Here is an 11,427-nt window from a genome sequence, read left to right as displayed (position 1 = left end):
CTATTTGAGCAGTAAAACCGAGGCTTCAGCATATTCGGGCAGGTGCTGAACCCCTTTGCGGAACGCCTCACGGTCAGGAAAAACGCCTGCCAGATAGTCCAATTGGTAGAGATTGGGAATAAAGGCCCCGCCGGTGTCTGCCAGAATGGCCAGACGCATGACAGGTTTGCCCTGAAGCGGGTAGCGCAGGGCCACCAATTTGCCCAAGCCCAGATTAAACACATCACCGGCGACGGTCACTGCGGGCTGGACGATGATTTTTTCATCTTTGCCATAGCCCTGAATCCCGGCGACTTCTTTGAAATACCAATAGCGGCGTTGCTGGCGCGGGTCTTTGATTTTGCGGTCATAGCCAATGCCATTGTTGCGGTGCACATTGAACATGCGCATTTTGCCATCATTCATACGCACCATCAGGCTGCCCTGCATCAGGGCGTCTTCAAGCCCTTGGCGGCTGACCCAGACCAGGGGTTTTACTCCCAGTTTGTCTACCGCCCCTGCAACCACTTGTTGTTTGCTAAAACGGTAGCGAATCAGGCGGCTTTTTTCTTGTTCAGCTTCGTCGGCACTGAGTTGGGCCTCTTCCTTGGGCAAAGCGTAGAGGGCACAGTTTTGCTGTGCTGTTTTGACCGGGCTGCCCGCAGCTTCAAAGACCACATATTTGGTTAAACGGATGCGCTGATCGCTGACCTTGACCTTGTGGGCCGCTGCGTTTTTTTGATCGGCTTTCCAATCAAAAAAGCGAAAATGCTGTTCAAGAAAAGCGGGATCATTGAGGCGAAAGGGCCGCTTGGCGGCCTGATCTTCTTCGACGGTTCTAACAAGAAAGGCCAAGGTGGCCTTGACCTGATCCAGGGAAACCCCCAGGCTGCCAAAGAGCCCGGCATGAACGGCTTCTGCGTCATCCTGGGCATGTTTTTCAAGATAGGCCAGGGTGCTGCGGGCAACGGCCGCCAACTGCACCGGCGAGGTCTCCAAGTGCTGTTTGGCCAGCCGGGCGGGGCCGATTTTGAAAAAGTTTTCAGGTGCGATTTGTGCCACGGTCTGGTGGCTTTCATTTTTAAGCGAGAAAAGCGAGGGGGCGGCTTTGACCCAAGGCTGTAAACAGGCCAAAACAAGGCTTGCGCTCAAAAGATAGAAAACAGGCTTCATGATGATCTCACTGGATTTTTTCTTAAGTATAGCGCGAACCCGCCCCCCCATGATTTCAGCTTTCCTGAATCTGAAGCTTGATTCCCCGCAGGGCCAGTTCTTCCAGAAACGGAGCGGTGGGCACCGACTTTTCGAGCGGAATGGCCCCGCGCTCGGTTTGGCCACGGGCCATCATGATCGCCACAATCGAGGCGGGATAGCCCGTCATGCGTGACATGGCGTTGAAGCCTGTGCTTTCGTCGAAGAAATCGACGATGGTGTATTCCAGGGTTTTGGCCTGACCATCCCGGCTGCCTTTGCAGGTGGCGCGCAAAACCACCAGATCCTTCTCGCCTGGAAAATTGAGCTTTTTCAGGGCTGCGGCATGAAAGACATGGCGGGGAATGACCTGCTGGCCATCCACTTCAATCGCTTCAAGATCGAGCAGGCCCAGATCATGCATGACCTTCATTTTTTCGTAGTGGCCTTTGTAGCGAATGGTTTTGTATTCGTAGGTTTTGACCTGGCCTTCAAAGGTCCAGGGGCAGGTGGAGGTGCCGCCTGAGGTGGTAAAGGCCTCACATTCGCCCAGGGGAGCCGGCAATTGCAAAAGTTCATGCTCGGCAAAGGTTTTGACCTTGTCGATTTTTCCGTCCCGTAGAATCACGGCTTCGCCAAAATACTCATTGGTCAGCCCTTCTACGCTGAAAACGAGCATATAATCCAGGGGGGGCTGGGGGTTCTGAGGCAGGCCACCACAACGTACCTGTACCTCATCACACTGATCGAGCTGGCCAATGCCGTGGGCTGCCAGGGTGTTGCCCAGGCCCGGTGCCAGACCACAATCGGGAATCACAGAAACGCCTGCTGTCAGGGCTTTTTCATGCAGGGCCAGTTCTTGAAAAACCACATCGGTATTGCCGCCCAGATCGCAGAAATTGGTTTTGGCTTCCACAGCACAGGCCGCAATTTCAGGGTTGAGAAAATAAGGCACGGCACTCAGGCAGCTGTCAGCGGGTTGGAGGGCTGCAAGCAATTGCTCACGGTTGCGCACATCAATGCTGCCGGCTTCTACCAAGGGTTTTTCGAGCAGGCGGTTGATATGTTCTGCAGATTTCTGGGCCTGTTCCAGACTCATGTCCAGCAACATCACCTTCTCTGCTTCGCCAAAACGCGCCATATCGTAGGCGATGGTGGTGCCTTGAATTCCGGCTCCTAAAACGACATAGGTATATCCCATAAACAGTTCCTCGTGTTGTATGATTTCTAGAGCTTCTCGCAGAAAGAAACGCCTGTCTGAAGTCTGTGCGCGCCATGCGCCTCAGATCTGCCAGACGGTCGGCTTTGCTGAGAACAAAGCTGAGCGCCTGAAAAATTGTCAAAAACAGAGTTTTTGCTTCTGCGCTGTTAGGGTATTGTACCAAGCTCTGCTGAACCATCGTGAAGGGGGAAAGAAAAGATGCGTCTGATATGGATGGGATTGGGATTTCTGTGGGGGGTGTGCTGTTTAAATCCTCTGGCCGCTCAGGCCCAGGAGCGTGACTGTGGCCTGCTCAATGCCGGACAAATTCATTCCCTGGTTAAAAAAGCGGAGGCGATTCAACAGACCAGTCAGGTCAAGGGACGCTGTCATTTTGAATGGCCCAAAGCCAGTGCTGAGCAAATCAAGGCTGAAAATGAGGCCCGTTTGAGGGCCTCGATGCAAAGAGGCGGGGCAGCTTACCAGCCGCTTGCCACCTGGGCCTCGCTGGATCTCGAAATCCGGGGAGAATATGCCTCTGCTGAAGAGGCGATTGCGGCTTATCTGGCTTTACTGGCGGGGGGCGTAGAATCAGGCTATGGCAGCCCGGATCCGCTGGCTGGGCAGCTATTTAAAGCTGAAAAGCCGCCTGCAAAAGCCCCCGCCAAACCGGCCAAACCGAATCAGAAGAATGCGCCCGTCTTTAAAGCGGCCTGGAACGCACACAACCAGACCCTGCTGTTTCAGCGGGGCCGGTTTATTTTTGTGTTAAAGCTGGATATTGAAGCCAGCCCCGAAAAAAATCATGAGCTGGCTTTGCAATTGGTACCTTTGGTTCAGCTTTAAGGCGTGCTGCTCCAGTTGACCAGGCGGGCACAGAGGTTGTCCTGACTGGCGCGTGCAGCATAAACCCCTGTGAAGTGATTCATTAAAAATGAGAAGACCAGGGTTTCATTGTTTTTGGTCTGTAAATAGCCAGAGAGTGAAGAAACCCCGTTGATAAAACCTGTTTTGGCGCGAATCCGACGTTTCAGGCCTGGACTGTTGAGGCGGGTGTGCAAGGTGCCATCGACCCCTGAAATGGCAAGCGAAGAGATATAATCTACGCCGACATCAAACTGGCCCTGCATATACATCAGAATTTTTGCCAGAGAATCGGCGGTGACTCGGTTCAGGGGCGAAAGCCCAGAGCCATCGGCCATGCTGATGCCGTTTTTGGGGCCCAGGCCCACCATTTCCTGTAAAAACTTTTCCTGTACCACTTTGGCGCCTTTGGCGGAGCTGCCGGGTTCTCCCTCAAAAAGCGCACCCATGTATTTGAGCAGATTTTCGGCAATCAGATTAATACTGTGTTTATTCAGTTCGCCGACAATATCCCGCAGGGGACGGGATTCGGTGCGCCCCAATTCATAAACGCCACTGGGAGTTTTGCCCTGTGTCACGCTGCCGGTAAAGACAATCCCTGCTTTTTGAAGCTGGTGTTTAAACACGTAGCCAGTATAAAGTGCAGGGTTTTCAAGGTTGATTGCTTCTTTTTCGGGGCGGGCCTGGGGGGAGATCGAGCCGGTGACGGTGACCCGATTTTTGCCCCCATTCATGGTGCGTGCAATTTGCAGACGGGTTCTGCCGCCTGTACGGGTATTGTTGACGATTTCAAAAAACTGGTTGGGGGGCTCCAGGGCGATTTCGGCTGCCTGGCCGGGCTGGCCGGGACGCACCCAGACATTGACGGTATTGCGGTTCAGAGACAGGGCGCTGATCTGGGCGCTATAGGCTGAGGCGCCATAGGTTTTTTTCCAGCCCCGGCCTTCGCGTACCTGATCAAAATATTGATCATCGGCAATCAGCTTGCCATTGATTTTCTGAATGCCGCTGTAGCGAATTTCTGAAGCCAGTTGGGAAAGCCGTTCATCGGTCAGCTCGGGATCGCCCAGGCCTTTGAGATAGAGATCTCCATTCAGGGTATTGCCTTGAACTCTGCCATTGGTATAGACCAAAGTTTTAAAACGAAACTCAGGTTTTAAAAGGGAAAGTGCAGCTGCAGAAGTGACCAGTTTCATATTTGAGGCTGGCATGAGCGGGATCTCAGCATTGTGAGCAAGAATCGATTTCCCGGTTTTGAGGGAAAAAACCTGGATGCCAGTATGGGCAGCAGAAAGCCCCGGTTGCATCCACGCAGACTGCAGCCCAGAAGGGGCGGCTGCCGTACGCGCAGAGACCGGAAGCACCAGGAAAGGCAAGACTCCTGCCGTAAGAATCAAAAAGCTTCGCATCTTAAAGAAATGTAACACAATCCCTCCGAACTAAGGATAAGCTTGTTAAAATTATATTTTAAATTCATCATAATCCTTACAACTGTGATGAACCCACGTTGTACATCCAAAGATCTTGTCGTATTATGTATAAGATGAGTTCCTGATGAGAATGAGGTAGTTCTTACTTTGACTAATAATCCACTGCAGTCACTACGTTTTGTCAAGTCACGGCCCCTCACCGGTGATGACCAGAAAGCTTTGTACTATATTCACGACCGGGTGGCCCAGACTTTAACTGAGATTTTGTCCGCTGAACCCACTTCAGCTGCTAGTTGGCAGGTGATTAGCGTGGAACAGCAGAGTTTTCAACAGGTTCTGCGCAAATACCCGCGCGATTCTGTCTGGTCCCTTTTGGGCTTTGGCGAATCTTTGGTCGGGGGTGTTGCCCTGGTCATTGAAAAAGAATCTGTTATTTCGATGGTCCGTCAGGCCGGTGCAGAAATTGCACCTGAGTCTGAAAATGAAATTACAGAATTTGAGCTCGGTCAGATTGATAACCGAATTCAACAGTTCTCCGAGGCCTTCTCCACTGTTTGGGGAGAATTCCATCCTTTGAGTTTGCAATTGGCTACGTTTCCAAATACACCTACCATTGATGAATTTCGCAATTTGCTGATGGGTATCAATCCTGATACGCCTTCCGTGCTGATTACCTTCCAGGTCACCATGATTGCGCGTGATGTTCAGAAAGCGGCACTTGTTTTCCCGCAGCCTTATCTGGCTCCTCTGTACCATGCGCTTCAGAATGTACTGGAAAGTACACGTGAAGAGGCTGATTTTGAACAGGTGCAAGAACGCATCACCATGGTCGATGATGTGACAACCCCTGTCATCGTTGAGCTCGGAAAAACCCGTATGAGTTTTTCTGATATCCAGAATATGGAATTCAATGACTTTATTGTCCTTGAACAAGCGATTGATAGGCCGCTGACCGTTAAGGTTGGCAAAGATACCCTCATGAAAGGCATGCCAGGCACAACCTCCGACGGACGTCACCTGGCTGTCCAGATTACAGAGTCATGAGTCATCAAAATGTCGGTAGAGAGAGATAGAGTTTGACTATGTACCAGCAAGATCCACTGTTTGACGAACTACTGAGAAAGCCTATGATGATGGCTTCTCAAGATGATGATTACGATGAAGACGAAGAGGAAGAAGACGACGACCTTTTTGGCGATGATATGATGGAAGCTCTGCAGGCTGAAAGAGAAGCCGAGCAGGCTGAAGCCAATGCCTTCGCCGCCTCCTTATTGGGAGAGGATGAAGCTGAAGAAGCTGAAGCTGGCCCTGCTGAGCCCGTCGCTCCTCCGCCTCCACCTAAAGAATATACGCTTCCTGGTATTTGGCGTCACCCCTGGGGTTATCGCCTGCTTACCCTTTTTGGTTTTGTGCCCTTGGCGCTTCTGGCTGTTTTTACAGTGATTCAGAAGAGCCTGAGTATGCCGATGACTTTATTCTTGCTGGTTTTTGTTGTGGGTTTGGGTTTTTCTGTCCACAATATGCTGTATCTCAATACCAATAAATATACCTTTACCGTCAGTTTTGATAATGTGCGCAGCTTTTTCCGCTGGCCTGAAGTTTTGGCTATTTCTTTCGTACTGCTCGTTGTTTCTTTTCTGAATTTGGGCGGTTTGGTGAAGGGCAAGCCTCTGACACTTTCAGGCAAGCCTGTGGCTGTTGCTCCAATGAGCCATACTTCTGAAAACGAAGAAGAAATTGTTTACTCTTCCTTTAAACAAGCTCAAGAAGAGCCGCTTGATCTTTCTGACCTCAATTTGGAAGATCCTCCCCCCGCTGCTGCCAAGACAGTGGCACCTAAAAAATCAACCATGAAGCCCGTGGTCAAAGCCGTGAAACCTGTGGCCAAAACTGTGAAGCCTGTGGCTCCTGCCAGTGCTGTTGCACCTGTGTCTGCACCTGCTTCAGTTGCCGCCCCTGCTTCAGTGGCCCCTCCTGTTAAACAGGCTCCGGGCAATAAATACAATCAAGTCTTTAAAGATCAGCCGGTTGCGGGTGGTGTTGTAGGCTTGGTCGGCGCGTATATTACACAGCCTGAGAAAACCTCACAGGGTTCTGCTCAATTGCCGGGCACGGGCAACCCGCTTCTGGACATGCTTTTCTTAGGGGGTTCTCTGGGAGCCGCCTTTGGTTATGCCTTTGTATTGGCCATTGCCGGAGCGATCTTTGGTCTGATGCGGAAATTTGAAACCCCGTTTTCAAGCAAATATGTTGAAACCATTCATGTGGATACTGCCAAGGTGACCCGTATTGATGAACCTGAAGCAGCCCCGATTATGAATGTTCTGAATATTGTGGCCCGCGTTGCCATGGGCGCATCCTTTGGTGCAACCCTTGGTTTCGTGCTGGGTGTTCTGATTGTGGTGCCCTTGAGCCTGCTCTTTGGCAAAGAAGCCATGAACCCAGCCGTATCGCCCTTATTGTCTACCTTGGGTCTGGCCTATTCACCTGACCTCTCTTTCACCCATGCGGTCAGCCTGGGGGGACTGATGATTCCCTTCGTAATGATCGTGGTGGGTAAAATGTCTCCTCAGGGCATGTCTATCAGTGATGAACTGATTCGGACTCACTATCGTCATGAGCCTCAAGGCCATGTGATTTCCTCTGATCAGGCTCCTGGCTCCTTTGCGAATCCCGCGATTATCAGTTTCGATGGTGGCGGTATGCAGGATGCCCTGGAAACCGAACTGGAAACCAGTCGCCTGATGGAAGAGTTGTCGATGGATGAAGACAATCTTGCTGCTGAAATTATTGATGAGTTTGGTCGTGAGTTTGAAAGTGTCTTCGGGATTGACTCTCGTGAACTGCTTGCTCCTCATGCCAGCCGCCACGCTGTGGATAAAAAGCTGCTCTCCTCTGCTTTGGATGAATCCTTCGGAGAGTTGGGCAATGTTCCTGTCGAGATCAGTGCTGAACTTGGACAGGCGACCCTGGATCTGGTAGAGTGGCTGAATCTGAAAGAAGGCACACTTGTCCTTCTGAATAAACCGGCCAATGAAGAGATAGATATTCTTTTCAATGGCTCACGTAAAGGCAAAGGTAAGCTGATTGTTTCTGACAGTAACCTGGCCGTAAAGGTTTCCACAACCTATTTTAATAGTGGCAATGGCAATCAACTGCATAATCTGACTGTTTAATTTGAGGAGGCATTTCAATCCGTGGCAGAAATGAAAGCGCAAAACAAACCATCGCGCAAAATGACGGTAAGTCCCGTTAAGTTTGCTCCCCTGGTCCGGGATCTGCCCACCTCTGCCGTTACTGGGGTATTGGGTAATCTTGAACTGGTAAAAGATGTCAAGATGGACGTGACGGTGGAGTTGGGTAGAACCCATCTTCCCCTGAAAGAAGTCTTGCAACTTGAAGATTCTTCTGTAATCAAACTTGAGCGTTTGGCAGGCGAACCTGTTGACCTGCTCGTGAACGGACGTTTGATTGCGAAGGGCGAAGTTGTTGTCATTGGCAATAATTTCGGTGTTAAAATCACGCAGGTACATAAGCCGAAAGCTTCTGAATCTGGCAGTGATGCAGGTGCAATGGAAGGATTTGATGAGGGCGGCTATTAACCGCTTTTAAAGTTTCATGGGGGAACCCTTTCAGTTTGACTACGTAGGCTATTTGAAAAATATGGTTTTTCTCATCATTTTGATGGGAATCCTAGCCTATATTCTTGTGAAACTGAAAACCCGAAAAGGTGCAAACTTGCCGGGTTTTCCCCTCTTTCAATTGGTGAAAGGTGGAACACCCGCTGGTCAGCAAATCCGCGTTTTAGAACGCAGCGTGCTGGAAGGACGTAAAAACCTGTATTTGGTGCAGGTTTTTGAGAATCAATACTGGTTAATTGGAACGACGGAATCTTCAATTACCAGTTTGGGGCCGGTGAAGCCCCCTTATTATACAGGCGAAGATTCTGGTGAAAATCAGGTTAAAGCCTTTGCGGAATACATGGATGATCATGAAAAAAACACAACTGATTAAGTATCTGGCCTCAGCTTCATTTGCTGTACTGGCCTTGATCCTCCTGTTTTATACTTTACCGGCTTTGGCGCAATCGGGGCCCTTGCCGACCTCTCCTGTGGCACCGGCCAATCCAACCAACCTTTTGGATACGGTGGATATGCGCAAGCCGATGAGCCTTGAAGAATTGGGAACCCCCCTGCAATTGATTGTCTTCATGGCTTTGTTAACCGTCTTGCCCTTTATGTTTATTATGACCACCTCCTTTGTGCGTACTTTGATTGTGCTCAGTTTTCTGCGTACAGCGATGGGTACCCAAACCAATCCTCCCAACCAGGTGGTGGTAGGTATTGCCCTTTTCCTGACGCTCTATACCATGGCCCCCGTTTGGGATAAAATCAACAACGACGCAATTGTTCCCTATCTTGACAATAAGATTACCCAATCGATTGCCGTTGAAAGAGGCTTGACACCGATCAAGACCTTTATGCTCAAACATACCAGTAAACAGGAATTGGGTTTCTTTATTCGCCTGGTCAATCAACCCAAGCCCCAGCGTCCTTCCGATGTGCCCTTGCATGTGGTCATTCCCGCCTTTATGGTCAGTGAACTGACCACCGGATTTAAAATGGGGTTTGTCTTGTTTTTGCCCTTCCTGGTCATTGACTTGGTGGTTGCGAATACTTTGCTGGCCTTGGGGATGATGATGCTTTCTCCTGTTACGATTTCTCTACCCTTTAAGATTCTGGTTTTCACCCTGGCTGATGGCTGGTTCCTGATCCTTCAGGCCATTGTCATGAGCTTCCGAATATGAGAGGGAAAAGCATATGTCCCAGAGTTTAATTCTGACCTTAGGCACCCAGGCGATCATGATGATTGTTTTGATGTCTTTGCCTTTGATTTTAACCGCTATGTTGGTGGGTTTAACGGTAAGTATTCTTCAGGCGGTTACCCAGATCCAGGAACAAACACTCAGCTTTGTGCCAAAAACCATCTGTGTTTTTAGTATGCTGATTTTGATCAGCCCCTGGCATATGAGTACAGCAAAACAGTTTCTGACGCATTTGTTGATCAACCTACCTTCTTACCTGACCCGCTAGGGCCATGGAAATTATTGTCTTTGCGCTAGAGAAACATGTTCCGATCTTCATGTTGGTGGTGGCGCGCACCCTGGCTCTGACCCTTCAGACCCCTTATTTGGGATCTGCCACCGTCCCCGGCATGGCCCGTGTTGCGATTGCGCTTTCACTCGCTTTTTTCTATCTTTTGGGCACGCCCAACCTGCCAGCTGAAATTCCCACTCAGTTTTTTCCCTATATCCTGCTCATGATTCGTGAGTTTCTGGTGGGGATTTTGTTTGGCTTTACCGCCAATATTATTCTCGTGGCGATTCAGGCCGGGGGTGAAATTATCGACGTTCAGATTGGTTTGAGCATGGTGATGCAGTTTAACCCGCAGACCAAGCAGCAATCCACCATCATTGGTAAGTTTATGTACCAGTTGGGCACGATTGTGCTGATCAGTTCCTATGCGCACCTTTTCCTACTCAAGGCCTTTTTCAAGACCTTTGAAATTCTGCCGATTGGCACCTTTGACTTTGGCACCGGCATTGCCCTGCGTAAACTGGTGGATATAACCTCACAGATTTTTACGGTGGGTGTGCAAATTGCCCTGCCGATTATTGTTGTGGTGTTTGTTGTGGATTTTGGTTTGGGCATGATGAACCGTGTGGCTCCCCAGATCAATATCCTTGAATTGAACTTTGCCATGAAGCCCACCACCGGCATGCTCTTGATCACGGTTATTTTTGCGACCTTGGTTTCAGTTATGCAGGATTTTTCATACCGCATGGCGGTCAATGCCCAAGGTTCGATTACCGCCGTGGCAGAAGGGGTGCGTTGGCAGCAAATGAATGAAAACAACCGCCACAAAGCCATGCTCGAAAATCTGGGGGTTCCCCCCGGTTTTCCACTGCTCAAGTCACCCGGCGATTCGGATGAGCCATTTGAACCGGCAGCACCTGTTCAGGGAACCCAAGGGACGCAACCTACCCAAACAGCTCCACCTTAACTGTATAGAAAGATTTGAATCCAATGGCTGCTAAGAAAAATGATTTAATGATGAAAACCTTCGGGGTTATTTTTGGTCTGATCTTCTTAACCGGATCCGGGTATCAGATTGTCAAAATGCTGGAAGTTCCGCCCGAACAAATGATTGCCCAAGCAGAAACCCTGCTTTTAGAGAATAAATTGGAACAGGCTTTGGCCGCTGCTGAAAAAGCAGAAAGTAAACACCCCAAAGATGAACGCATTTTGGTGGTTCAAGGCAATATTTATCAGAAAATGGGCAAGCATTCGGAAGCCCTTCAACATTTTGAAGCTGCACTGAAAATTAATCCCAACAATTCTGTCTTGCATGAAAATGTCGCTATTTTATATGCCAATCAAAACAAATTAAAAGAAGCTGCTGAGCATTTTGAATCGGCCTTGAAATTAGAGCCCCAAAATGTACAGGCCCAGAACAATCTGGGGGTTTTGTATATTGAACTCAAGGATTTGAAAAAGGCCCAGGCAGCGTTTGAGAAAGCGCTCAAATTGGATCCCAATTTTCCGGATCCCTACCGCAATCTGGGTGCCATTTACCAACAGCAAGGCAAGCAAAAAGAAGTCTATCTCTATTTGTCGCAGTATCTCAAACGCTTTCCCAAAGCACCCGATGCTGAAGCGATTCGTAAGGTTTTACGTAAAAGTATCCCCTCAAATAAATAAG

12 protein-coding genes are annotated in these 11,427 nt (G+C 49.6%); 9 read left to right on the top strand and 3 right to left on the bottom strand.

The window, feature by feature from the left end; all coding sequences use genetic code 11:
• Together COW20_13700 and COW20_13695 are read right to left on the bottom strand one after the other, a co-directional pair.
• A complete protein-coding gene (locus COW20_13700) occupies positions 1-1,203 on the bottom strand; it encodes a hypothetical protein (protein PIW47253.1) in 1,203 nt (400 codons plus the stop codon).
• Between the two features lie 4 nt (positions 1,204-1,207).
• On the bottom strand, positions 1,208-2,371 hold the full coding sequence (locus tag COW20_13695; protein ID PIW47252.1) for a saccharopine dehydrogenase: 1,164 nt from the start codon (positions 2,369-2,371) through the stop codon (positions 1,208-1,210).
• 219 nt (positions 2,372-2,590) lie between these two features.
• Here COW20_13695 and COW20_13690 point away from each other — a divergent pair, with 219 nt between their 5' ends.
• Positions 2,591-3,217: a hypothetical protein gene (locus COW20_13690; protein PIW47251.1), complete on the top strand. Its 627-nt coding sequence runs from the start codon at positions 2,591-2,593 to the stop codon at positions 3,215-3,217.
• Here the strand turns inward: COW20_13690 and dacB are convergent.
• Positions 3,214-4,644, bottom strand: a complete 1,431-nt coding sequence (dacB, locus tag COW20_13685; protein PIW47250.1) for a D-alanyl-D-alanine carboxypeptidase/D-alanyl-D-alanine-endopeptidase — start codon at positions 4,642-4,644, stop codon at positions 3,214-3,216. The genes COW20_13690 and dacB overlap by 4 nt on opposite strands.
• A 168-nt stretch (positions 4,645-4,812) precedes the next feature.
• Between dacB and COW20_13680 the strand changes: the two genes are divergently transcribed.
• The 8 genes from COW20_13680 to COW20_13645 are packed head-to-tail and all read left to right on the top strand — an operon-like array spanning position 4,813 to position 11,426.
• A complete protein-coding gene (locus COW20_13680; protein PIW47249.1) occupies positions 4,813-5,709 on the top strand; it encodes a hypothetical protein in 897 nt (298 codons plus the stop codon).
• A gap of 38 nt (positions 5,710-5,747) precedes the next feature.
• Positions 5,748-7,841: a hypothetical protein gene (locus COW20_13675; protein ID PIW47248.1), complete on the top strand. Its 2,094-nt coding sequence runs from the start codon at positions 5,748-5,750 to the stop codon at positions 7,839-7,841.
• A gap of 30 nt (positions 7,842-7,871) precedes the next feature.
• Positions 7,872-8,267 carry a flagellar motor switch protein FliN gene (gene fliN, locus COW20_13670; protein ID PIW47276.1) on the top strand — a complete coding sequence of 132 codons (396 nt, stop codon included), beginning with the start codon at positions 7,872-7,874 and terminating at the stop codon, positions 8,265-8,267.
• A 16-nt stretch (positions 8,268-8,283) separates the two neighbouring features.
• Entirely contained in the window at positions 8,284-8,679 is a 396-nt protein-coding gene (locus tag COW20_13665; GenBank protein PIW47247.1) for a hypothetical protein, read from the top strand.
• Positions 8,657-9,472: a flagellar biosynthetic protein FliP gene (fliP, locus tag COW20_13660; protein PIW47246.1), complete on the top strand. Its 816-nt coding sequence runs from the start codon at positions 8,657-8,659 to the stop codon at positions 9,470-9,472. Before COW20_13665 ends, fliP begins: the two co-directional genes overlap by 23 nt.
• Before the next feature lie 13 nt (positions 9,473-9,485).
• Entirely contained in the window at positions 9,486-9,758 is a 273-nt protein-coding gene (gene fliQ / locus COW20_13655) for a flagellar biosynthetic protein FliQ (protein PIW47245.1), read from the top strand.
• A gap of 4 nt (positions 9,759-9,762) precedes the next feature.
• Positions 9,763-10,728 (top strand): hypothetical protein, encoded by a 966-nt coding sequence (locus COW20_13650; protein PIW47244.1) that lies wholly within the window; start codon positions 9,763-9,765, stop codon positions 10,726-10,728.
• Positions 10,729-10,751: 23 nt separating this feature from the next.
• Complete coding sequence (locus COW20_13645) at positions 10,752-11,426, top strand: hypothetical protein (GenBank protein PIW47243.1); 675 nt, start codon at positions 10,752-10,754, stop codon at positions 11,424-11,426.
• Position 11,427: the final 1 nt, after the last annotated feature.

This window comes from bacterium (Candidatus Blackallbacteria) CG13_big_fil_rev_8_21_14_2_50_49_14 (assembly GCA_002783405.1).
In the GTDB taxonomy this organism is placed as follows: domain Bacteria; phylum Cyanobacteriota; class Sericytochromatia; order UBA7694; family UBA7694.
Note: the sequence above shows the minus strand (reverse complement) of the source record. Positions and strands in the feature narration are given on the sequence as shown.

Excerpts from the sequence above, each read along its gene's own strand:
- COW20_13650 (PIW47244.1), top strand. The coding sequence starts at position 9,763 with ATGGAAATTATTGTCTTTGCGCTAGAGAAACATGTTCCGATCTTCATG.
- COW20_13700 (PIW47253.1), bottom strand. The coding sequence starts at position 1,203 with ATGGGGGGGCGGGTTCGCGCTATACTTAAGAAAAAATCCAGTGAGATC.
- COW20_13665 (PIW47247.1), top strand. The coding sequence starts at position 8,284 with ATGGGGGAACCCTTTCAGTTTGACTACGTAGGCTATTTGAAAAATATG.
- COW20_13675 (PIW47248.1), top strand. The coding sequence starts at position 5,748 with ATGTACCAGCAAGATCCACTGTTTGACGAACTACTGAGAAAGCCTATG.
- COW20_13695 (PIW47252.1), bottom strand. The coding sequence starts at position 2,371 with ATGGGATATACCTATGTCGTTTTAGGAGCCGGAATTCAAGGCACCACC.
- COW20_13645 (PIW47243.1), top strand. The coding sequence starts at position 10,752 with ATGGCTGCTAAGAAAAATGATTTAATGATGAAAACCTTCGGGGTTATT.
- fliQ (PIW47245.1), top strand. The coding sequence starts at position 9,486 with ATGTCCCAGAGTTTAATTCTGACCTTAGGCACCCAGGCGATCATGATG.
- dacB (PIW47250.1), bottom strand. The coding sequence starts at position 4,644 with ATGCGAAGCTTTTTGATTCTTACGGCAGGAGTCTTGCCTTTCCTGGTG.
- fliN (PIW47276.1), top strand. The coding sequence starts at position 7,872 with ATGAAAGCGCAAAACAAACCATCGCGCAAAATGACGGTAAGTCCCGTT.
- COW20_13690 (PIW47251.1), top strand. The coding sequence starts at position 2,591 with ATGCGTCTGATATGGATGGGATTGGGATTTCTGTGGGGGGTGTGCTGT.
- fliP (PIW47246.1), top strand. The coding sequence starts at position 8,657 with ATGAAAAAAACACAACTGATTAAGTATCTGGCCTCAGCTTCATTTGCT.